The sequence below is a fragment of the Bacillus cereus group sp. BfR-BA-01310 genome (assembly GCF_022664325.1).
GTDB lineage: Bacteria > Bacillota > Bacilli > Bacillales > Bacillaceae_G > Bacillus_A > Bacillus_A paramycoides.
Map to the genome: position 1 here is coordinate 46,312 of NZ_JAKUHD010000003.1, position 22,220 is coordinate 68,531.

The window sequence follows — 22,220 nt, forward strand, 5'->3', positions numbered from 1 at the left end:
TTATGAGTTTTAGAGGAAATAAGGGAGGAATTCAAATGTATTTACACGGCACAAGCCGAATCAATGGGCAAGGACACTTAGAAATTGGAGGGTGCGATACGACGCAGCTAGCAAAACAATACGGAACACCACTTTATGTATACGATGAAGAGTTTATTAGAGAGAAATGTCGTGCGTTTCATCGTGCTTTTAAAGGAAGTGGTTTCTCTTATCAAGTAGCATATGCAAGCAAGGCGTTCTTGTGCATGGAGATGTGCCGAGTAGCTCGTGAAGAGAATATGTCTTTAGATGTTGTTTCTGGAGGGGAATTATATACTGCGCTCCAAGCGGGTTTTCCGGCATCTCGTATTCATTTTCATGGAAATAATAAAACAGAAGAAGAAATTATTATGGCTCTTCAGGCAAATATCGGTTGTTTTGTAGTAGATAATTTCTTAGAATTAGAAATCTTACATGACTTAGCAATTCAACATGGGAAATTTGTGAACATATTAATCCGTGTAACGCCTGGAGTAGAGGCACATACACACGAATATATAACAACAGGGCAAGATGATTCGAAATTTGGATTTGGTGTTTCAAATGGTCAAGCGATGCAGGCAATTGAGCTTGCCTTGCAAAAATCAAATTATAATGTATTAGGAATTCACTCGCACATTGGATCACAAATATTTGAAACGGCTGGTTTTGTTCGAGCAATTGAAGTACTACGTCAATTTTTAGAAGAAGTGAGAGAGCGAACAAACTATGTAGTGAAAGTATTGAATGTGGGCGGAGGTTTCGGTATACGTTATACGGAGTCTGACACACCGTTAACACTTGAAACGTATGTGCACGCTGTAACAAGTACGGTAAGAGAGCAGTTTACATTATGTGAATATCCGCTTCCGGAAATATGGATTGAACCAGGCCGTAGTATCGTAGGTGATGCCGGAACAACAATTTATACAGTCGGAGCGGTGAAAGAGATTCCTGGTATTCGGAAATATGTTTCAGTCGATGGTGGGATGACGGATAATTTAAGACCGGCGCTATATGGAGCTCGTTATGAGGCGATGTTGGCGAATCGAGGGAATGATGAAAATGAGGAACTCGTTTCGATTGCTGGGAAATGCTGTGAAAGTGGAGATATGCTTATTTGGGATATTAATCTCCCGAAAGTTGCCTCTTCTGATTTACTAGCAATTTCTTGTACGGGTGCGTATGGTTACTCGATGGCTAATAATTATAATCGTATTCGTAGACCAGCTGTAGTCTTTGCAAAAGGCGGGACGTCACAAATTGTTGTAGAACGTGAAACATATGAAAATATTATTGGGAACGATCGCATACGTATTAAAGAGCTTGTTTAAATGTGAAAAAGGAGTTGCTCAGGGTGGGCAATTCCTTTTTTAAAAAACAAAATAATTAAAATATATCGGAAAACTAGGATTGAAAAAAATCAGAATTGTGATAAAATACAAATACAAAGCTTATCAAGAGAAGCGGAGGGAACTGGCCCTACGAAGCTCGGCAACCTGCTTATAGAAAGCAAGGTGCTAAATCCAGCAAAATGGAATCCATTTTGAAAGATAAGGTAAAATATATTACCGAACAGTCTTTTCGAAATGGGAAAGATTTTTTTTATGAATAAAAAGGGGGCTGTTTGCGTGGGAGTACGGGAACATTTTGATGAAGTGTCCGAAAAAATTCAAACGATGCTTGCGGATATGAAATATGGTTCAATCACAATTGTTGTGCAAGATGGAAAAGTGATTCAATTGGAAAAAAGTGAAAAGGTCCGATTAAAGTAAAAAGCGCTGACTAGAAAAACTAGAGGCGGTTTTAATCTATTTTATTAGATTAAAACCGTCTTTTTACTGTTACAGGGGGAAAAAACATGTTGACGTACGAAACGTGGGAAGAAAATAGTGTTTCATTTTCTGAAGAAGATGAAACGAAGGGTGCGTTATCGGTATTAAGCTGGGCTTATAGAGAGTATAAAGATGAAATTGTATATGCATGTAGCTTTGGGGTGGAGGGAATGGTTTTATTGCATCTTATAAACCAAGTAAGTCCATCTGCTAAAGTTGTATTTTTAGATACAAATGTTCATTTTCAAGAAACGTACGAATTAATTAAAAAGGTACGCGAGAGATTTCCTTCATTAAATATTATAGAAAAACAGCCTGAGTTTACACTTGAAGAACAGGCGAAGCTTCATGGAGAGAAATTATGGGAAAGTAATCCGAATCTTTGTTGTAATATTAGAAAAATTTTACCGTTAGAAAAATCATTAGCAGCCGAAAAAGCGTGGATATCAGGCTTGAGAAGAGAACAATCAGAAACGCGTAAGCATACACAGTTTATAAATCAAGATCGTCGTTTTCAATCTATTAAAGTTTGTCCGCTCATTCATTGGACTTGGAAAGAAGTTTGGCGATATGTATACAAACATAGTTTGCCATATAATCCGCTACATGATGTTGGCTATCCGAGTATTGGGTGTGAGAAATGTACATTGCCTGTAGGAGATGGTGGCGACTCAAGAGATGGAAGATGGGCTGGGAAAATGAAGACAGAATGCGGACTTCATTTTCAATAAGATAGATTTTGAAATAAAGCTAAGAGGGGATATAAAAAGATGAGTACAACAAATGAAGTAGTAAACCGTATTGATGAAACATATGACATATCGAACATTGTAAAAGAAATCGAGCTAGACAAAATTGCACTTAGTGATTTAGAACTTCTGGCGACAGGAGGATATAGCCCTCTTACGGGATTTTTAGGGAAGAGAGATTATGACTCAGTTGTAGAAACGCTTCGTTTAGTAAACGGTAGTGTTTGGAGTATACCGATTGCATTACCAGTAACGGAAGAAGAAGCAGAAAGATTGAAAGTTGGAGAAGAAGTAAAGCTTGTTAAAGATGGAGCTGTATATGGTGTTATTCAAATAGAAGATATTTTTGTACCTGATAAAGAAAAAGAGGCGTTACTCGTATATAAAACGACGGATGAGGCTCATCCAGGGGTGAAAAAATTGTATGATCGGCCGAACGTTTACGTTGGAGGCGCTATTATTTTAATACAACGCTCTGAAAATGATCAGTTTGCTTCTTATCATTTAGATCCAATCGAAACAAGAGCGGAATTTAAAAAGCGCGGATGGAAAACGGTAGTTGGGTTCCAAACACGCAATCCTGTACATCGTGCGCATGAATATATTCAAAAATCTGCACTTGAAATTGTCGATGGTCTCTTTTTAAACCCGCTCGTTGGTGAAACGAAATCAGATGATATTCCTGCTGATGTGAGGATGGAAAGTTATGAAGTATTACTACAGAATTATTATCCAAAAGATCGTGTTTTCTTAGGGGTATTTCCTGCAGCGATGCGATATGCAGGTCCACGTGAAGCGATATTTCATGCATTAGTAAGAAAGAATTTTGGCTGTACTCACTTTATTGTCGGGCGTGATCATGCAGGAGTAGGAGATTATTACGGAACGTATGAAGCGCAGGACATCTTTAAGAATTTTACAGTAGAAGAGTTAGGGATTACGCCGTTATTTTTTGAACATAGTTTTTATTGCATCAAATGTGAAGCGATGGCTTCAACGAAAACATGTCCGCACGGAAAAGAAGACCACGTCATTTTATCAGGTACGAAAGTAAGAGAAATGTTAAGAAATGGTGAGATTCCGCCAAGTACATTTAGTCGTAAAGAAGTAGTGGAAGTGCTAATTAAAGGTTTGAAAAAAGAAGTAGTAACAGAATAGGGAGAGAACGAGATGGATACGAATATTACTTGGCATACAGCTTCGGTTTCAAAAGATGAGAGAAGAGTGAAGAATGGGCATCACAGTTTTGTAGTTTGGTTTACTGGTTTATCAGCTTCGGGTAAATCTACAGTAGCCAATGCGGTTGCTCGTAAACTATTTGAAAAGAATATTGGAAATTATGTGTTAGATGGGGATAACATTCGTCACGGTTTAAATAAGGATTTAGGATTTTCTGAAAGTGATCGTATGGAAAATATAAGACGCATTGGTGAAGTGGCGAAGTTATTTGTAGATCAAGGTACTGTTGTCCTTACAGCTTTCATTTCACCATTTCGAGTAGACCGTAAACAAGTTAGAGACCTTTTGGCAGCAGACGAATTTATTGAAGTCTTTGTAAAGTGTCCGATTGAAGAATGTGAGAAACGTGATCCGAAAGGGCTTTATAAAAAAGCGAGACAAGGTGATATTAAGCAGTTTACTGGTATTGATTCACCTTATGAGGAACCGGAACAAGCAGAATTAATCGTAGAAACGCACAAGAATTCTATTGAAGAATGTGCAGAACAAATTGTGAAGTACTTACAAGAGCGTAGTTTCATATAGGGGGATTTAAAATGAGTTATGAAAAAGTATGGGCTAATAATGAAAAATTAAATCAGACTGAGAAAAACAAATTGAAAAAAGATGGTTTGGAAATCTTTAATGATATTCCTTACTATGCGGAAAATGGATTTGAATCTATTCCGAAAGAAGAGTGGGACTCCTTTAAATGGGCCGGATTGTATTTGCAACGACCGAAAGAAGCTGGCTATTTTATGATGCGTGTTAATATTCCTTCTGGGATTATTACAAATGCACAGGCAGAAGCACTTGCTTCAATCGCTGAAGACTATGGGCGTGATGTGTTAGATATTACGACGAGACAGGCGATTCAGTTTCATTGGCTAGAAATTCAGCAAATTCCGGATATTTTTAAAAGATTAGCGAGAGTAGGGTTATCTTCAGCGGGGGCGTGCGGTGATATTACACGTAATATTACAGGGAATCCACTTGCTGGAATTGATGCGAACGAACTATTTGATACAACGTTGATTGTTAAAGAGATATATGAATACTTCCAACATAATGAAGAGTTTTCTAATCTACCTCGTAAATTTAAAATGTCTATTAGTTCTAACATTTATAATTCAGCAAATGCTGAAATTAACTGTGTGGCATTTACACCTGCTACGAAAGAAATAGATGGTGAGAAAAAAGTTGGTTTTCATATAAAAGTAGGTGGAGGATTATCTGCGCGCCCTTACTTAGCGGAAGAATTAGATGTATTCGTTTTACCAGAAGAAGTGAAGGCAGTATCGATTGCAATTGCTACTATATTCCGTGATTTTGGATATCGTGAAAAACGCCACTTAGCACGTTTGAAATTTCTTGTTGCTGACTGGGGAGCTGAGAAATTTAAAGAGAAACTAGTAGGATACACAGGACCCTTGCAAAGTAAAGGAGAAAGTGCGCTCAAAGGATGGAATGCCGGATATTTTTATGGCGTACAAGATCAAAAACAAGAAGGATTAAAATATGTCGGTTTTAATGTGCCGGTAGGGCGTTTACATGCAGAAGAGATGTTTGAGATTGCAAGAATTGCAAAGCAATATGGAAATGGACAAATTCGTACTTGTAACTCACAAAACTTCATTATTCCGAATGTTCCGCCAGAAAATGTTGAAGGATTATTAAGTGAACCGTTGTTTGAAGCAATTTCTGCAAACCCAAAATCGTTTATCGGCCATGCGGTTTCATGCACTGGTATTGAGTATTGTAATCTTGCATTAGTAGAAACGAAAGAAAGATTACGCAAAATCGCAGAATACTTAGATACACAAATTGCACTTGATGTTCCAGTTCGAATTCATATGGTAGGATGCCCGAACTCCTGTGGTCAACGTCAAATTGCTGATATTGGTTTGCAAGGAGTAAAACTGAAAACAAAGGAAAAGGGAATCGTTGAGGCATTTGAAATATATGTGGGCGGAACGCTATTGGATGGAGGAGCATATAACGAAAAATTAAAAGGGAAAATAGATGGTGAAGATTTACCGGATGTTCTCGTGTCCTTTTTACGTTATTTCCAAAAGAATAAATTACTAGCTGAAACGTTTTATGATTTCGTAGGGCGTGTTGGAGTGGCAGAATTACAAATTGTACTAAATCGCGTATTAGAAGAAGTAATAGCGTCTTAGGAGGGACAAAATGGATTTATATCGATTTGAAGCTGTATTAGTGAATAGTGTTGTTCCTATAGTCGTTGTTGCTCAAAGTGAAGAGCAAGCGTTTAAGCTTGCGGAAATAGAGCTGGAAAAGTATTTTTTACCGCTACCAGAAGTGAAAGAAATCTCCTTATATGAAAAAAAGAAGATTCGAAAAGGAGCGGCGTTTGTTATTCATGAGTAGGGAACATTGTAATACGAAATAGTAGTAACTTCCATTCGTATATAAGGATGGAAGTTTCACTTTAATAATAGAAATGAGGAGAGATGATGGGGAAGGTTTATATCGTGGGAGCGGGTCCTGGTGATCCGGATTTAATTACTGTTAAAGGGTTGAGATGCATCGAGAAGGCTGATGTTATATTGTACGACCGTCTTGTAAATAAAGAATTGCTTTCTTATGCAAAGCCTGAAGCGGATTTAATTTATTGCGGGAAACTCCCAAATTATCACACGATGAAGCAAGAAACGATTAACACATTTCTTGTTAAATATGCGAAAAAAGGAAAAGTTGTAACGAGACTAAAGGGCGGGGATCCATTTGTATTTGGAAGAGGTGGAGAAGAAGCTGAAGCATTGGCAAAGCAAGGTATCTCATTTGAAATTATTCCCGGTATTTCAGCAGGCATAGCTGCTCCTGCTTATGCTGGCATTCCAGTGACGCATCGCGATGCAAGTGCAAGTTTTGCCGTTGTGACGGGACATAGAAAAGAAGGTGCTGAGGAAGAAATGAAATGGGAGAACTTAGCGAAAGGTGTAGATACATTAGCTGTCTATATGGGGGTTAGTAATTTACCCTACATATGTGAACAACTTATAAAGTACGGAAAAGAAAAGAGTACACCTGCTGCTATTATTGAGTGGGGGACGACATCTATGCAACGTACGGTTACAGGGACGTTAGGAACGATAGTAGAAGTTGCTAAAAAAGAACAAATTCAAAATCCAAGTATGATTGTTATTGGAGAAGTTGTCCGTTTTAGAGAAAAGATACATTGGTTTGAGAAGCAAGCGGAAAATGCATATCAAGTAAGCGGAGTGTTGTGATATGAAAGCCGTCTTATATATATGTCACGGAAGCCGTTTGAAAGCGGCAAAAGAAGAGGCAATTCAATTTATTACGTCATGTATGAGCCGTGTAGAGGCAAATATTCAAGAAGTTTGTTTTTTAGAGCTAGCGAGTCCATCTATTGATGAAGGATTTCGTACATGTGTGAAGCGTGGTGCTACAGAGATTGTCGCGATCCCTGTTTTTTTATTAGCGGCAGGACATGTGAAGGAAGATATTCCGCTTGAATTACGAAAGTTAAACGAGCAATATCCGAATATCAAAATAGTGTATGGTAATCCATTTGGTGTATCAGAAGTGCTTGTAAAGGCGGTGTATAACGGAATGGGTATTAAAGAAGAAATAACACTTTTGCTCGTTGCACGAGGAAGTAGTGATCCTCAAACTTTACAAGATATAAAGTGGATTTCTTCTTTATTTCAAAAAGAAAAGAACATTATAAAGGTGGAAGTTTGTTATTTAGCAGCCGCGGAGCCAAAGTTTGATGAGAAGTTGAAAGAAATTGTAGAACAAAAAGAACGGAACATTGTTGTGTTACCTTACTTATTATTTACAGGCTTGCTCATGAAACATATTGAGAAAGAAGTGCGTCAATATGAGTCGGAAGAGATAAAAACAATTCCATATTTAGGGAAGAATGTAGCGTTTCGAGATATGTTAATTCAGAAAACAGAGGAAATATTGAAGGGAGATCAATATGTATCCACTTACAGTGCGAGTTGATAAGAAACGTGTTGTTGTCATTGGCGGGGGAAAAGTAGCAGGATTTAAAATTATTCCTTTACTAAAACAAGGTGCGGATATCGTTGTGGTAAGTACAGAATTAGATACGAATTTAGTAAAATTTGTAGAAGAAAAGCAAATTCGTTGGTATCAAAGGGAATATGAAAAAAGTGATATTAAAGATGCTTTTTTAGTAGTCGCGGCGACTAGCGATTCGGTACTAAATGAACAAATTGCTAAAGATGCTGCAGTGAATCAATTGGTAAATGTTATTACAAATCCGGAAAGTGGAAATGTTCATTTTCCAGCAGCGTTTCATCGTGGGCTACTTAATGTAGCTGTTTCTACAGGCGGAGCAAGCCCGAAACTTGCGAAAAAAATTCGTGACGATATCGCAAATAAATATGATGAGACGTATGAAACGTATCTTGATTTTTTATATGAAGTAAGAATAAGAGTGAAAGAATTACAAGTAGAGAAGCGACAGAGAAATATATTATTACAAGAAGTATTAAAGGCGGTATATGTTCAAAATGAACAAAAAAGAGAATTGTTTTTACAAGAATTAGAGAGAAAAGTTCATATAGGATAATGAGTAAATTGTACTTTACAACTATAAGAATATAATTTATAATCACAAGTAACTTCAATAGATGAAATCGATGAGCAAGAAGAGTACGTATATTTGATGCGTTCAGAGAGCTGGGGTAAGGTGTGAGCCCGGTACGATAAAATATACAGAATGGGCTTGCGAGAGGTATGCTGAACATTGCAGTAGGCAACCCGGGTTCCGCCGTTAAAAGGATAGAGTATCGGAATTTTCCTGTACTTGAACAAGTGGGATTTATCAATCCAATTGAGGTGGTACCACGGTATTTACATTACATATATCGTCCTCTACATGCATATTTGCGTGTAGGGGACTTTTTTATTTTCTAAAGGAGGTGTGCGAGTATGAAATGAAAGTGTATAATTAATAAAAGTTTAAATATTCAGAAAAGGAGAATTTATGATGAAAGAAACACAGCAATGGACGTCGAAAATAGGCTTTGTACTCGCAGCAGCCGGAGCCGCAGTAGGTCTTGGGGCAATATGGAAATTCCCGTATGTTGCAGGTAATGGCGGGGGAGGCGCATTCTTCCTTGTATTTTTACTATTAACTTTATTTATAGGTATGCCTCTTCTTCTAGCCGAGTTTGTTATCGGGCGTAGTACCCAAAAAGAGGCGGTTACAGCTTATAAACTATTAGTACCAAATAGCAAGTTATATCCTTGGATTGGTCGTATGGGAGTTGTTACTTGTTTTAGCGTACTATCTTTCTATAGTGTTGTAGGTGGATGGATTTTACTTTATTTATACTATAGTGTCACAGGTAGCTTCTGGAACGGAGTAGTAGATTATGGGCAATTGTTTGGTGAAACAATTTCAAATCCAGTAAGTGCTATTGGAGCGCAATTCATCTTTATGCTTTGTACCATTTTTGTTGTTAGTAAAGGTGTGGAAAAAGGCATAGAAAAAGCAAGTAAGTACATGATGCCGCTATTATTTATTTTATTTATTGCTATCATTGTTCGTGCGTTAACACTCGATGGTGCTTTTGCTGGGGTAGAGTTCTTCTTAAAACCAGATTTTTCAAAGCTTACAGCAGATACGATTTTATATGCGATGGGACAATCTTTCTTCTCATTAACGGTAGGTGCCTCCGTAATGGTAACGTATAGCTCGTATTTAAAGAAAGAAGAGCACTTAGCTAAGTCAGCAACATCTATTGTAAGTTTAACTATTTTTATTACAGTACTTGCAGGGTTAGCAATTTTCCCAGCGATTTTCGCATTAGGGGTTAAGCCGACCGAGGGACCAGGGCTGCTATTTATCGTCCTTCCTGCTGTATTTGCAAAAATACCATTTGGACAATTTTTCTTTATTATGTTTTTAGTGTTATTCTTCTTTGCGACTTTAACATCTGCGATTTCAATGCTTGAAATTGTAGTAGCATCTGTTGCGAAAGATAATGAGAAGAAGCGTCCGTCAGCATCGTTATTAATTGGTATTCTTATTTTTGCAGTTGGAATTCCATCGGCATTATCGTTTGGAGTTATGAGTGATGTGAAAATATTTGGGAAGACATTCTTTGATTTCGTTGATTTTTCGGTAAGTAATGTACTGCTGCCGTTAGGGGTACTAGCCATTTCGCTATTCGTACCAAATAAAATGAGTAAAGAGTTATTAATGAAAGAATTAGAAGTTACGGAAACGAAAGGGAAAACATTGTTTAATATTTGGTTTTTCTTATTACGTTATATAATTCCAGTAACTGTAATTATCGTATTTTTAAATGCGATAGGCGTATTTAAAATGTTTGCATAATAAAAAGACGGAGAAATCTCCGTCTTTTTATTATGTTGTAGGTGTATTTAATAAACGATTATATGCTTTATAAGCTGTGACAACCGCGATAAATGATCCAATTAAAAATAATACTGAGCCGCCGAATGTAAATAGTCGGCCGATGTATGTTTCTCTAGCTTCTTCTATTTCTTCTTGTAATTGTGTATTCATATTTATCCCCCCGCAAAATATAGGCATTTAGTTGTAGTCTATGTGAAATGCCTATAAAGTGTGAAGTGGTAGTAAAAAAACTCGGTATGCACCGAGTTTTTTATAATCCAATATAAGGAGATGGATCAACTGCATTTGTTTTACCGACATTCCATTCTCCAAGGTGAAGTTCGAAGTGTAAATGCTGTCCGTATGATTGACCGGTATTCCCCATAAATCCAAGTTGATCGCCTTGTTTTACAGTTTGTCCATTCGATACGGAACGGCTACTCATATGTGCATATACTGTCGTATATGTTTTTCCGTTTATACGGTGAGATAAGTACACAACGTTTCCGTAACTAGATGATAATTCTGAACGGATAACGACACCATCTGCAGCGGCAATAATTGGAACCGTTCCCGAAGCAGCGATGTCAATTCCTTTATGGTTATCTAAAGAACGTGCGCCAAATCCAGAAGTTTTCGATCCAGCCGCTGGTTTAATAAATCCACCGACATTTGTATCGTGTGGTGTTGGGGCAGCTTGAGCAGATGTAGTAGCTTGTTTCTGAGCTTCTTCAGCCTTACGTGCCTCTTCAGCCTTACGAGCTTCTTCTGCACGTTTTTCTTCTTCAATTGCTTTTTGAACAGCTTGACGCTGGTTTTCTAAAATACCTTTTGACTCTTCTAATCCTTCAATCTCGGAATCTACTTTTGCTACTTTCGTATGTAGATCGTTAATAAGAGTTTGTTGCTGTTGTTGGTTATTTTGTAACTCTTGTTGTTTATGCTCTAATTTTTGTTCAGCTTCTTTCAGTTGTTGCTCTTTTTTCTCAACAGCCTCTTTTTCTGTTGTCACAGCATTTTGATCAGTTGTTTGTTTTTTCACAATATCTGTATCGTTGTTTAAAATTAAACTTACGGAGTACATATTATCAATTAAATCAGCAATATTTGCAGAACTTGTTAATACTTCTGTAATGATATTTGTGCGAGGTTTTTCTTGCATAGATTGTAGTCGTTGTTTAATAACTTCCTGACGTGTATCTATGTTCGTTTGTAATTGCTCTATATGTTTCTTTTTTTCAATAATAACTTGCTGTGTTTTGCTAATTTCTTTTTTTGTATCGTTTAATTCAGCTTCGTTTTTATTAATAGAAGTAGTTAATTCATCGATTTTCTTTTGTAATTCCTGGATTTCTTTTTCTATTTGTTCTTTCTCAGCTGATTTATTTTGTAAGTCATTTTGTTTGCCTTCTAATTCAGATTGAATATTAGATAATTTATTTTCATTCGTTTCAGCGTATACGGGTGAAAGTAACGGGGAAACGAAAATCGTTCCAGCTGCTAAAACACTAAATGCTGCAAATTTCTTTTTCATTGTTGTCTTGCTCCTTTCCCTATGAATGTATATATCATAAGAAGAAGAAAGGTGTCTATCGTTGTAATCATAATGTAAAGAAAACTTTATAAAATTGCTAAGTTTTGTCGGAATTTAGTATTGTTTGTCGTGGTGCTTTAATATTTTTATGAATGCAAAAGATGAGGTGCGCTCTATTTTTTAGTGGGAAATAAAGGATATAATATTGGTTTTTTACATAGTGAAATATTATTTTAAAAGTCCATAAAACACTGGTGAGGAATCGTTCTCATGTGAGGTTTTCTGACATGGGTTTTGTTTTTGTCAAGAAAATTATTTGTATTCGTGCAAACTTATTTTGTTGTCAGATTTTAATTTTTGATTTATGATTTTTAACAGGGACAAAATGTAGTGAATTGTCGAATAATATGTAATACTCTTAATTTCTTAGTTTCATAGAACAAGAGAAGGGTAGAGTGAATGCATCAAAGAGGGGGTTGCGGCAAGTATGAAAAGGATAGGACTTGCATGGCAAATTTTAATAGGACTTGCGCTTGGTATTGCAGTTGGGGCGATTTTCTTTGGCAATCCGGCAGTGGTAGATTATTTAAAACCAATTGGTGATATTTTCATCCGATTAATTAAGATGATTGTTGTACCGATTGTTGTAGCAAGTATTGTTGTTGGGGTTGCTGGTGTTGGCGATGTTAAGAAGTTAGGCCGACTAGGCGGAAAAACACTTATTTACTTTGAAGTTATTACAACAATTGCAATTGCTGTTGGTCTATTAATAGCGAACATTTTCCAACCTGGAAAAGGCGTTGATATGGATAAATTGACGAAAACAGATATTTCCAAATATACAGCTACAACAGAACAAGTACAAAGTCATTCGTTTGCGGATACGTTTGTAAATATTGTTCCAACAAATATTATGAAATCATTAGCTGAAGGTGATATGCTTGCTATTATCTTCTTCTCAGTATTATTTGGTTTAGGTGTAGCAGCAATTGGTGAACGTGGTAAACCAGTTCTACAATTTTTCCAAGGTGTAGCAGACGCAATGTTTTACGTAACGAACCAAGTTATGAAGTTTGCACCATTTGGTGTATTCGCATTAATTGGTGTTACAGTTTCTACATTCGGTTTAGCTTCATTAATTCCATTAGGAAAATTACTAATTGTAGTATACGGAGCAATGATCTTCTTCGTTGTAGTTGTATTAGGACTTACAGCGAAAATATTCGGTATTAATATTTTCCAATTCTTTAAAATTTTAAAAGACGAGCTTATTCTTGCGTATTCTACTGCGAGCTCAGAAACGGTTTTACCTAAAATTATGGAAAAAATGGAGAAATTCGGTTGTCCGAAAGCAATTACATCTTTCGTTATTCCGACAGGTTATTCATTTAACTTAGATGGATCAACTTTATATCAAGCAATTGCGGCAATTTTCTTAGCGCAAATGTACGGTATTGATTTATCCATTACACAACAAATTACATTATTACTTGTACTAATGGTTACATCAAAAGGTATCGCGGGTGTACCAGGCGTATCATTCGTTGTATTATTAGCGACACTTGGTACAGTAGGTATTCCAGCTGAAGGTTTAGCATTTATTGCAGGTATTGACCGTATTCTAGATATGGCTCGTACAGCAGTTAACGTTGTAGGTAACTCTTTAGCAGCTGTAGTTATGTCTAAATGGGAAGGCCAATATGACGCTGAAAAAGGACAAGCTTATTTAAAAGAGATTTCTGAAAAGGGTCAAGCGGCTTAATTATGATTTATAAAGCTCTCACATAATATGTGAGAGCTTTTCTGTATATAGACGAGGTGAGGGAGTTATGAAACGCAAGTACGGTGATGGTTCTACGTGGAAGCGATTAATAGAGAAGACATACACAGTAAAACAAGTTGAAGCAGGTATATTAGGTATACTAGACATAAAAAAGGTGAGAGAGCCTAGTTATAAAGAATACAATAGTAAAGAACTTTGCATTGCAGGTGATGAGTATACATGGATGCAATATTTTATAAACGGGAAAAACTTTGCAATTACAGCTATGTTAGACGATCAAAAAAAATTAGTGCAGTATTATATCGACGTGACGAAAGAATATAAAATAGACGAGCGTGGTTTACCTTATTTTGATGATTTATATTTAGATGTAGTATTGTTACCGAACGGTGAGATTTATGTATTGGATGAAGACGAGTTAGAGGATGCCTATAGTATGGGTGATATTACTAAGGAAGAATATGAATTAGCTTGGCATATAACAAAATGGATTGTAGCAGCGATAAAAAAGGGAGAATTTTATTGGATTTCAATAATAGATAAAGAGATTGAAAAGTTAAAATGATTGATGTATTCACGTTTTTGTATAATTACCAAAAAAATCTATACAAAAAATAATTGACTTTTGTTTTGTAAGCGAGTAAAGTTAGGAAAGAAATTATTATTAAAAAATAAATATGAAACCTTCTTATAAAGAGAGGCGGAGGGACTGGCCCTACGATGCCTCGGCAGCGGACTCGATTTTAGAGTGCTGTGCCAAATCCAGCAAGCATGTGCTTGAAAGATGAGAAGAGTGTTTCTTATAGATGTATAAGACCTCTTCTCGTTGGAAGAGGTCTTTTGTTGTTCATTAGAAAAGGTTGAAAACTAGGGAGAGATGATACTTTGAAAGAAACGAGAGGAAATGGTTTAGCATTATTACCACTTGGAATATTTTTGGCGCTATTTATTGGTTCTGGAATTATTACAGGTGATTTCTATAAATTGCCGATACTTGTAGTGATTTCAATTGCTGTAGGAATTGCTTTAGCGATGAATCGTAAAGAAAGCTTTAATGTGAAAGTGGAACGATTTGCAAAAGGTGCAGGAAATCCGGATATTATGATTATGGTATTAATCTTTGTACTTGCAGGGGCGTTTTCTGAAACAGCAAAAGGAATGGGCGGAGTTGATTCTACAGTTAACTTAGCGTTATCTATTTTACCGCAAGGGTTTATCGTTGCTGGAATTTTTGTTATAGGGGCATTTATTTCATTAGCGATGGGAACTTCAATGGGAACTATTGCCGCATTAGCGCCAATTGCTGTAGGTATTAGTGGGCAAACTGATATCTCAATTGCACTAACGATGGCGACTGTTGTTGGTGGTGCGATGTTTGGTGATAATTTATCATTTATTTCTGATACAACAATTGCAGCTGTAAGGTCGCAAGGAACAGAAATGAAAGATAAGTTTAAAACGAACTTTTTAATTGTATTGCCAGCTGCAATCATTACAATTGTACTATTAGTAATGATTACTTTAGGAAGTGATACAGAAATTAAAGCTCATACATTTGATTGGGTGAAGATTTTACCATATGCAGGTGTACTTGTTACAGCATTACTTGGCTGGAATGTACTTATCGTGTTAACAGGCGGAACTGTACTATCTGGTGTTATCGGTCTCATAGATGGAAGTTATACGTTAGAGAGTTTCTTTAAAAGTGTAACGACTGGAATGGGCAGTATGATGGAATTAGTATTACTTGCAATTTTAATCGGTGGTATGGTTGAACTTATCCAGTATAATGGTGGTATTCAATATTTAATGAATCTTTTAACGCGTAATATTCGTTCGAAAAAAGGAGCAGAGTTTGGAATTGCTGGTTTAGTGAGTATGACAAATATGTGTACAGCAAATAATACAATCTCTATCATTTTTACAGGTCCGCTTGCGAAGAACATTGCGGATCAATATGAAATTGATCCACGTAAATCAGCGAGTGTATTAGATCTTTTCTCCTGCTGTGTACAAGGATTAATTCCGTACGGTGCTCAAATGTTAACAGCGGCAGGATTTGCTGCATTATCTCCAATTGAATTGTTACCTTATGCATTTTATCCAATATTAGTTGGAGTATGTGGCATCATTTCGATTTTAATTGGTTTCCCGCGTTTTTCGAAGGGTGCGGAGAAAAAAGAGTATCATAAAACAGCGTAATTAACTATGAATTTTATTAGTAGCAACTGAAGCCGTTCAGAGAGCATTCTCTGAACGGCTTTTTATGTGTAATAAAGTGAAGTTTTAATTGGTGGTGGGGATTCAGCACCTATATCTACTGATTATTAGTCCTCATCAATCGGGCATTAACGGGATAAAAGTGTTTATCAACTTGTCTTATGTTGTTGAGAGGAATATCTATTTTACAAAAGGCTGAATTCAACTCGGTCTTAAGTCTGAGTCGAAAACAGTTCTTAAGCTCGTTATGGAAAAATGAAAAAATAGTTAAGATAAGAGTATCAAATCGAAGGGAGGCAAGCACAAGATGAAACAATTTCTAGCGTTTATCGCGGCCGGCATTTTGGCTTTAATTGCTCTTGGTAGTCTTGCTGGTATTGTAGGATTCGCAATCGGAGCAGGAGTTGTGTACTGGAGCTATAAATCATTTGTGCGAGCACAATCATTTTTTGGAAAGTTAGCTTGGGGTATTGTTGGTTTAATCGGCTTGTCCATCGCCCTTTCTCATTCCCCAGCATTAATCGGTATCGTAGCATTAGTAGTTTTATACTACGGATACCGTGAGTGGAAAAAAGAAAAAAATGTAGTTGTTGATTCTGCTCCAGAAAGTTCTAAACCATATAGCAACTTTGAAGATGAGTGGAACAAGTTAATGAAAAACTAATACAAAATAAATCAAATTATAAAGTAGAAGAGAGGAAGATTATAATGAAACAATCTTTATTCGGACGTGTACGCGATGCAATTTTAGCTGATTTTCATAATGTGCTAGATGAGAAAGAAAGAAAAAATCCAATTGCTATGTTAAACCAATATTTACGCGATAGTGAGCGTGAAATAACGAAAATTGAGAAGTTAATTCAGCGTCATAAAACATTAAAATCTAACTTTGCTCGTGAGCTTGAGCAAGCACGTTATTTCGTTAATAAAAGATCAAAGCAAGCTATCATCGCACAAGAAGCAGGAGAATTACAATTACATGAACGTGCACTAGAAGAAGTTGCTTATTATGAAGGGCAAGTAACTCGCTTAGAAGAAATGTATGCAGGTGTTGTAGAACAAATTGATGAATTAGAACGCCGTCTTGCTGACATGAAAAATAAATTAAAAGAAATGAACGCAAAACGTATGGAACTCATGGCACGTGAAAATATGGCACATGCAAACCGCCGTATGAATACTGCTATGCATAAAATGGATGAAAATAATCCGTTCTTACGATTTGAAGAAATTGAAGATCACATTCGTGACTTAGAGATTCGTATAAATGAAGAGCATGAGCGCGACACATTTGATATGAAAATTGCAAAACTTGAGCGTGAAATGAAAGAAAAAAGTGAAGTATCGTTAACGAAAGAAGTAACAAAATAATTGTAGTATATAATAAAACAGGCTTATGATATAGTGATAGGAGAAAAGGTGTTGGAAAGCAATGCCTTTTCTTCTATGTATATGTGACAAGGAGGGGGGGAGCTGAAATGAAGAAGCAATTTTCAAAAACACAATTAATGGGGATGCTCCTCATCATATTTGGATTCGGTCTATTTCTTGATATGGTACTTGGACATTTTGAACCAGGTGGTCTAATTTTTGCATTTATTATGATTATGTTTGGAAGACATTATCGAAAGAAGAATCGTTATGTAAGAGGAAATGTATTTTTATTTGTCGGCGGTATTGTATTTTTATTCTTCTTATTTTCATCAGCAGCATTCGTACTTGTTGTATTTGCTTGTTTAGCTTTAATTGGTTATCAACTGATTCAACAAGGACATCGGCAAAAAGCAATGAAAGTTGAAATTAAAGAAAAGGGATATATAGATGAAGAAAAACAAATATATCGTACAGAACCGTATATAAAAAATATGTTCGTAGGTAATGTACGAATGATGGATCATATTTATGAACTTGAGGATATTAACGTCCAATATGGTGCTTGTGATGTCGAGATTGATTTAACAACCGCGATGGTTCCAGAGGGAGAAACGGTAATTGTTATTCGGGGAGTCATTGGTAACATTCGTTTATATGTTCCGTATGACATTGAATTGTCTTTAAATCATTCTGTTATTGTTGGGCGAGTGCTCCTGCCAGGGCACGAAGAAACAGGATTTAACCGTACTGTTACGTTTAGAACGGAACAGTATAAAGAAGCTCCTCGCCGTATCAAAATTATTTCTTCGCTTGTCGTAGGCGATACGGAAGTGAGGAAAGTATAATGAAAAAACAAAAGAATATTTCGTGGATGTATATTCGTTATTCTATGTTGTCCTCTGTGAGTATCGCACTCATCTGTACAATTGTATATGTATGGAAAAGCGAGCAACAAGTTTATGATTTACTATGGAAAGAATCCATTGCTTCTGTTCCAATTGGCTTGTTTATTATGAGTACTAGTCTTCTTATCGGAGGAATTATAGGCTATGCAATCGGTTATTATATAGAGCAGCGTATACAAGGATTAAATACTTTTCTATTTGAGGTAGAGCGAGGGAATTTTCCGAGTGATGTTTCGTTTACTGCGGATGATGAATTTCATGAAGTGGAACGAAAAGTAATCGGTCTTGCTCGTCGATTAGAGGAGCAAGCTGGGCTATTTCAAAAAGTAACGAATGAACGAGCTCATTGGAATGAAGAGATGAGACAAGAAGCGATTTCCCAAGAAAGGCATCGATTGGCGAGGGAGCTACATGATTCTGTAAGTCAGCAGCTTTTTGCAATGTCGATGATGATGTCAGCCATTAATGAACAAGTAGCTGAAATTCCAGACACGACGAAAAAGCAGTTGCAACTTGTTGAGAATATGGTTGTAAATGCACAATCAGAAATGAGAGCATTGCTCCTTCATTTACGCCCAGTGCAGTTAGAAGGTAAGAAACTAACAGAGGGTATAGAAGAATTATTAACAGAACTGTCTAGAAAGCAGCATATGAAAATTGAATGGTTAATTGAACCGATTCAATTAAAAAAAGGTGTAGAAGATCATTTATTCCGTATTGTACAAGAGGCTCTGTCTAATACTTTACGGCATGCAAAGGCAAAGAAAACCGAAGTACGCCTACGCAAAATTGATCAATATGCGATTTTGAAAATTATTGATGATGGTGTTGGTTTTAAAGTTGGGGTTAATAAGGCAGGTTCATACGGTTTAAGATCAATGCAAGAACGAGTTCATGAAATTGGTGGTACATTAAAGGTTCTTAGTTTTCCAAATAAAGGTACGCAAATAGAAGTGAAAGTACCGATTATGATTGAGAGAGGGGGAGAATCATGATAAAAGTATTACTAGTTGATGATCATGAAATGGTTCGAATGGGTGTATCGGCATATTTATCAACGCAGCCAGATATTGAAGTAGTTGGAGAAGCTGAAAATGGAAGAAAAGGTTCAGAGTTAGCTTTGCAATTAAGACCGGATATTATTTTAATGGACCTTGTCATGGATGAGATGGACGGGGTTGAAGCAACGCGTGCAATTATTCAAGAATGGCCAGAAGCGAAAATTGTAGTTGTAACGAGTTTTTTAGATGATGAAAAGTTGTACCCTGTTATTGAGGCGGGAGCGACAAGTTATTTATTAAAAACATCAAGAGCGAGTGATATTGCAGACGCTGTACGAGCTACTTATGATGGGGAAACGGTATTAGAGCCGAAAGTTACTGGCAAAATGATGTCTCGTATGCGTCAAAAGAAAGAACAACCTTTGCATGAAGAGTTAACAGAAAGAGAGTTTGAAATTTTGTTATTAATTGCAGAGGGGAAAAGTAACCAAGAGATTGCAGATGAGTTGTTTATTGCCCTCAAAACAGTAAAGACACATGTGAGTAATATATTAAATAAGCTAAATGTAAGTGACCGTACACAGGCGGTTATTTATGCATTTAGACATCAATTGACGAAATAAGAAGGAGGCTTTGACTATATATGGTCAAAGCTTTTTGTTGACGGTTAATTATGTAAGCGTTATCATTAAGGTGTTAACAGTACATACAAAGGGGAGAGAGTGTATGTTAGTTCAAACGATATTTGGAATGGATAAAACGAAAAAATTAGGTAACTATGTGAATGCGTTGCAAGCACTTTGTGAACAATATGATATTGAAACAGATCGTATTGCAATTATCGAGGCGACGGAAGAATATTATTTATTTCTAGTAAAGCAAGAAGATTGCTATGATGTTGTAAAAGTAGAAACAGTGGATACGAATATTGATTACTATACGAAAGCTTGCAAAGTAAGTAGCTTTAATCATATTTCTTATCAAATGTAAAAAACTCCCGAAACAGGAGTTTTTTTATGATGCTTTCGATTCAGATGAATGATCCGTTAATGGTACTGCTTTTGCACCACTTAGCTTTGCGATAGCAAGACCGATAATAGCCCCAACTAATGCTGGTATTAACCAGCCGATACCTTCATTATATAATGGAATAAACTCGAAATAAGATGTGATAAATGAAACAGGAATATTCCCTTGTTTTAATCCATCAAATACGCTCACAACTGCGGCTCCAATTAAAGCACCTACATAAACAAATCGATATCCACCGAAATATTTATGAAGTAACGATAGTAACACGAGTACAATTGCAATTGGATATACAACAAGTAAAATAGGAACGGAGATTGCGATAATTTTTGTTAAGCCTAAGTTGGCAACTAATAATCCTAACGCGCAAATGATACTTGCTAATGTTTTGTATGAAAATTTTGTTAATAATGTTGAGAAATATTGACTGCATGCAGATACAAGTCCAACACATGTTGTTAAGCAAGCGAGTGAAACGATAAGAGATAGTAGGATCAGACCGTATGGACCGAATAATTGCTGTACGATAACAGTAAGTAGCTGTCCGCCATTTTTTGCGTATCCGAGAGAGATGCTTGTAGCACCGAGCCAGCCAAGTGCACCGTATACAAGTACGAGACCAGTAGCGGCAATAAGTCCCGCTTTTGCTGTTGCAATGGCAATTGACTTACGGTCATTCACACCTTTTGAGCGAATAGCATTTACAACGATAATTCCAAATGCAAGTGCTGAAATGGTATCCATCGTTAAGTATCCTTCCATAAAACCTTTGAAAATTGGAGAAGTTTGATACTCTTGCATTGCTGGTCCTGATTGCCCAAGTGGTGAAAATACACTTTTGACAAATAACAAGAAAATAGAGAATAGTAAAATAGGTGTTAATATATTTCCGATACGATCGACGAGCTTAGAAGGATTTAAACTAAGCCAAAATACGATAGCAAAGAAGATGACCGTGTATAAAAATAGTGCTAGGCTGCTAGAGCGAATAGTTTCTGGTAAGAAAGAACTAACTCCCATTTCATAAGCGACGTTAGCGACACGTGGAATTCCCATAGATGGACCGATTGCAATGTATACAACTACAGTAAAGAAAATTCCGAATAATGGGTGAACATGACTTGCAAGTTGTTGCATTCCATTTCCTGATAAAGAAATAGCGATAACAGTTAGTAACGGCAAACCGACCCCTGTTAGTAAAAAGCCAAACATTGCTGGCCAAAAGTTTTCACCAGCATTTTGTCCAAGCATAGGAGGGAAAATTAAATTTCCTGCCCCAAAAAATAAAGAAAATAGCATAAGACCTGTGAAAAAAATATGTTTTTTTGATACAGTGTTCATTGTTTTTCCTCCTTTTTGTAAATTCATTGTAAGAACACAAAAAACTCGTCCCTGAAGAAAGGGACGAGTTATATTTACCCGCGATACCACCCTAATTTATACATGTAGAAATATATCTATATGTATACGGCTTTGCAACGTACAACATGATACGTGTTCCTTGTAACGGGGGACGGCCGGTAAGAACTTACTTCAGCATTCGGTTCTACTTCTCGGAGATGATTTTCGGTTACGAACTGAGCATTGGCTTTCAGCAAAATGCCAACTCTCTGGGGAACAGCCCTATAACGTACTCGTTCTCGTCAATGAATTTTTATTCAAGTATTCTGACAGTATTTTCACATGTTTTTTTTAGAAAGTCAACATATTTTTTGGGAAATATATTTTCATGTAGAAATATAGCGGATAATATAAGGTTTAATGTTATTTGTAAAAATGGTGTAAAACATTATAGAGAATTGTAAAGTTTATGGAGAAAATCGATATTTATAGGAGTAAAGAAGGAATCATTTGAATTTGCAGAGAATAATACAACAATCCACTTGCTGGAAAGAACAAACCAAAAGAGGTGACTGAAATGTTTGCGATGGGAGTATTATTTGGCATTATTGCTATATGTGGTTTTATATGGTTATATTATTCGCGTTCGTTTAAACAAGCAGAAGTTTTACTCTTTCAAAAAGGTAGTTTGTTGACAAATCAGTCTAGATATTTAGTATGTCCGAAGTGTGGAAGTGCACAGGCCAGAAGTGGAGGATATCAAGAGTGTTGCAAAATTAGATTATGAAAGAAGGAAGCCTCACATTATTTTTGTGAGGCTTCCTT

At 36.4% G+C, this 22,220-nt stretch carries 24 protein-coding genes, 2 riboswitches and 2 other annotated features; of the genes, 21 read left to right on the forward strand and 3 right to left on the reverse strand.

Features of this window, described 5'->3' with window-relative positions; all coding sequences use genetic code 11:
• The first annotated feature begins 35 nt into the window (after positions 1-35).
• The 11 genes from lysA (at position 36) to MR109_RS08310 (ending at position 10,187) form a co-directional block, all read left to right on the forward strand.
• On the forward strand, positions 36-1,352 hold the full coding sequence (gene lysA / locus MR109_RS08260) for a diaminopimelate decarboxylase (protein WP_098304325.1): 1,317 nt from the start codon (positions 36-38) through the stop codon (positions 1,350-1,352).
• Between the two features lie 117 nt (positions 1,353-1,469).
• A riboswitch (SAM riboswitch) is annotated at positions 1,470-1,578 on the forward strand.
• A 71-nt stretch (positions 1,579-1,649) separates the two neighbouring features.
• The gene (locus MR109_RS08265; RefSeq protein WP_002171072.1) at positions 1,650-1,793 is read left to right on the forward strand and encodes a YezD family protein; all 144 of its coding nucleotides are present in this window, start codon (positions 1,650-1,652) and stop codon (positions 1,791-1,793) included.
• Positions 1,794-1,879: 86 nt separating this feature from the next.
• The gene (locus MR109_RS08270; RefSeq protein WP_242271725.1) at positions 1,880-2,584 is read left to right on the forward strand and encodes a phosphoadenylyl-sulfate reductase; all 705 of its coding nucleotides are present in this window, start codon (positions 1,880-1,882) and stop codon (positions 2,582-2,584) included.
• 39 nt (positions 2,585-2,623) lie between these two features.
• Entirely contained in the window at positions 2,624-3,760 is a 1,137-nt protein-coding gene (sat, locus tag MR109_RS08275; RefSeq protein WP_098789159.1) for a sulfate adenylyltransferase, read from the forward strand.
• A gap of 12 nt (positions 3,761-3,772) precedes the next feature.
• The gene (cysC, locus tag MR109_RS08280) at positions 3,773-4,366 is read left to right on the forward strand and encodes an adenylyl-sulfate kinase (RefSeq protein WP_242271726.1); all 594 of its coding nucleotides are present in this window, start codon (positions 3,773-3,775) and stop codon (positions 4,364-4,366) included.
• A gap of 11 nt (positions 4,367-4,377) precedes the next feature.
• Complete coding sequence (locus MR109_RS08285) at positions 4,378-6,000, forward strand: nitrite/sulfite reductase (protein WP_242271727.1); 1,623 nt, start codon at positions 4,378-4,380, stop codon at positions 5,998-6,000.
• Positions 6,001-6,010: 10 nt separating this feature from the next.
• A complete protein-coding gene (locus MR109_RS08290; protein ID WP_002064460.1) occupies positions 6,011-6,211 on the forward strand; it encodes a DUF3906 family protein in 201 nt (66 codons plus the stop codon).
• A gap of 86 nt (positions 6,212-6,297) precedes the next feature.
• Positions 6,298-7,074, forward strand: a complete 777-nt coding sequence (gene cobA / locus MR109_RS08295) for a uroporphyrinogen-III C-methyltransferase (RefSeq protein WP_242271728.1) — start codon at positions 6,298-6,300, stop codon at positions 7,072-7,074.
• A gap of 1 nt (position 7,075) precedes the next feature.
• Entirely contained in the window at positions 7,076-7,819 is a 744-nt protein-coding gene (locus MR109_RS08300; protein WP_242271730.1) for a sirohydrochlorin chelatase, read from the forward strand.
• Positions 7,794-8,411: an NAD(P)-binding protein gene (locus tag MR109_RS08305; protein ID WP_002171080.1), complete on the forward strand. Its 618-nt coding sequence runs from the start codon at positions 7,794-7,796 to the stop codon at positions 8,409-8,411. The genes MR109_RS08300 and MR109_RS08305 overlap by 26 nt, the downstream gene beginning before the upstream one ends.
• Before the next feature lie 61 nt (positions 8,412-8,472).
• Positions 8,473-8,720, forward strand: a binding site (T-box leader).
• Positions 8,721-8,831: 111 nt separating this feature from the next.
• Entirely contained in the window at positions 8,832-10,187 is a 1,356-nt protein-coding gene (locus MR109_RS08310) for a sodium-dependent transporter (protein WP_002171081.1), read from the forward strand.
• A gap of 30 nt (positions 10,188-10,217) precedes the next feature.
• Here the strand turns inward: MR109_RS08310 and MR109_RS08315 are convergent, their stop codons facing one another.
• Positions 10,218-10,379 (reverse strand): hypothetical protein, encoded by a 162-nt coding sequence (locus tag MR109_RS08315; protein ID WP_165615200.1) that lies wholly within the window; start codon positions 10,377-10,379, stop codon positions 10,218-10,220.
• Between the two features lie 100 nt (positions 10,380-10,479).
• The gene (locus MR109_RS08320; RefSeq protein ID WP_098304331.1) at positions 10,480-11,742 is read right to left on the reverse strand and encodes a murein hydrolase activator EnvC family protein; all 1,263 of its coding nucleotides are present in this window, start codon (positions 11,740-11,742) and stop codon (positions 10,480-10,482) included.
• A gap of 487 nt (positions 11,743-12,229) precedes the next feature.
• Between MR109_RS08320 and gltP the strand changes: the two genes are divergently transcribed.
• The 9 genes from gltP (at position 12,230) to MR109_RS08365 (ending at position 20,015) form a co-directional block, all read left to right on the forward strand.
• Complete coding sequence (gene gltP, locus MR109_RS08325) at positions 12,230-13,504, forward strand: glutamate/aspartate:proton symporter GltP (RefSeq protein ID WP_071721217.1); 1,275 nt, start codon at positions 12,230-12,232, stop codon at positions 13,502-13,504.
• A gap of 67 nt (positions 13,505-13,571) precedes the next feature.
• Positions 13,572-14,090, forward strand: a complete 519-nt coding sequence (locus tag MR109_RS08330) for a ribonuclease FAU-1 family protein (RefSeq protein ID WP_242271733.1) — start codon at positions 13,572-13,574, stop codon at positions 14,088-14,090.
• A gap of 120 nt (positions 14,091-14,210) precedes the next feature.
• Positions 14,211-14,316, forward strand: a riboswitch (SAM riboswitch).
• A gap of 94 nt (positions 14,317-14,410) precedes the next feature.
• Positions 14,411-15,727 carry a Na+/H+ antiporter NhaC family protein gene (locus tag MR109_RS08335; RefSeq protein ID WP_242271735.1) on the forward strand — a complete coding sequence of 439 codons (1,317 nt, stop codon included), beginning with the start codon at positions 14,411-14,413 and terminating at the stop codon, positions 15,725-15,727.
• Positions 15,728-16,052: 325 nt separating this feature from the next.
• Positions 16,053-16,409 carry a lmo0954 family membrane protein gene (locus MR109_RS08340; RefSeq protein ID WP_071721211.1) on the forward strand — a complete coding sequence of 119 codons (357 nt, stop codon included), beginning with the start codon at positions 16,053-16,055 and terminating at the stop codon, positions 16,407-16,409.
• A 44-nt stretch (positions 16,410-16,453) separates the two neighbouring features.
• On the forward strand, positions 16,454-17,116 hold the full coding sequence (locus MR109_RS08345) for a PspA/IM30 family protein (protein WP_071721209.1): 663 nt from the start codon (positions 16,454-16,456) through the stop codon (positions 17,114-17,116).
• A gap of 107 nt (positions 17,117-17,223) precedes the next feature.
• On the forward strand, positions 17,224-17,964 hold the full coding sequence (gene liaF / locus MR109_RS08350) for a cell wall-active antibiotics response protein LiaF (protein ID WP_071721207.1): 741 nt from the start codon (positions 17,224-17,226) through the stop codon (positions 17,962-17,964).
• Positions 17,964-19,019, forward strand: a complete 1,056-nt coding sequence (locus MR109_RS08355; protein WP_071721204.1) for a sensor histidine kinase — start codon at positions 17,964-17,966, stop codon at positions 19,017-19,019. The genes liaF and MR109_RS08355 overlap by 1 nt, the downstream gene beginning before the upstream one ends.
• Complete coding sequence (locus tag MR109_RS08360) at positions 19,016-19,648, forward strand: response regulator (protein WP_025147280.1); 633 nt, start codon at positions 19,016-19,018, stop codon at positions 19,646-19,648. The genes MR109_RS08355 and MR109_RS08360 overlap by 4 nt, the downstream gene beginning before the upstream one ends.
• Before the next feature lie 10 nt (positions 19,649-19,658).
• The gene (locus MR109_RS08365) at positions 19,659-20,015 is read left to right on the forward strand and encodes a DUF3992 domain-containing protein (RefSeq protein ID WP_116500498.1); all 357 of its coding nucleotides are present in this window, start codon (positions 19,659-19,661) and stop codon (positions 20,013-20,015) included.
• Between the two features lie 24 nt (positions 20,016-20,039).
• Here MR109_RS08365 and brnQ3 read toward each other — a convergent pair whose 3' ends face one another.
• Positions 20,040-21,395, reverse strand: coding sequence for a branched-chain amino acid transport system II carrier protein BrnQ3 (brnQ3, locus tag MR109_RS08370; protein WP_242271743.1), 1,356 nt, complete (start codon positions 21,393-21,395; stop codon positions 20,040-20,042).
• 56 nt (positions 21,396-21,451) lie between these two features.
• Positions 21,452-21,710 (reverse strand) — a binding site (T-box leader).
• Positions 21,711-21,972: 262 nt separating this feature from the next.
• On the opposite strand from brnQ3, the gene MR109_RS08375 reads away from it, so the two are divergent.
• Positions 21,973-22,182, forward strand: a complete 210-nt coding sequence (locus tag MR109_RS08375; RefSeq protein WP_002171093.1) for a hypothetical protein — start codon at positions 21,973-21,975, stop codon at positions 22,180-22,182.
• Positions 22,183-22,220: the final 38 nt, after the last annotated feature.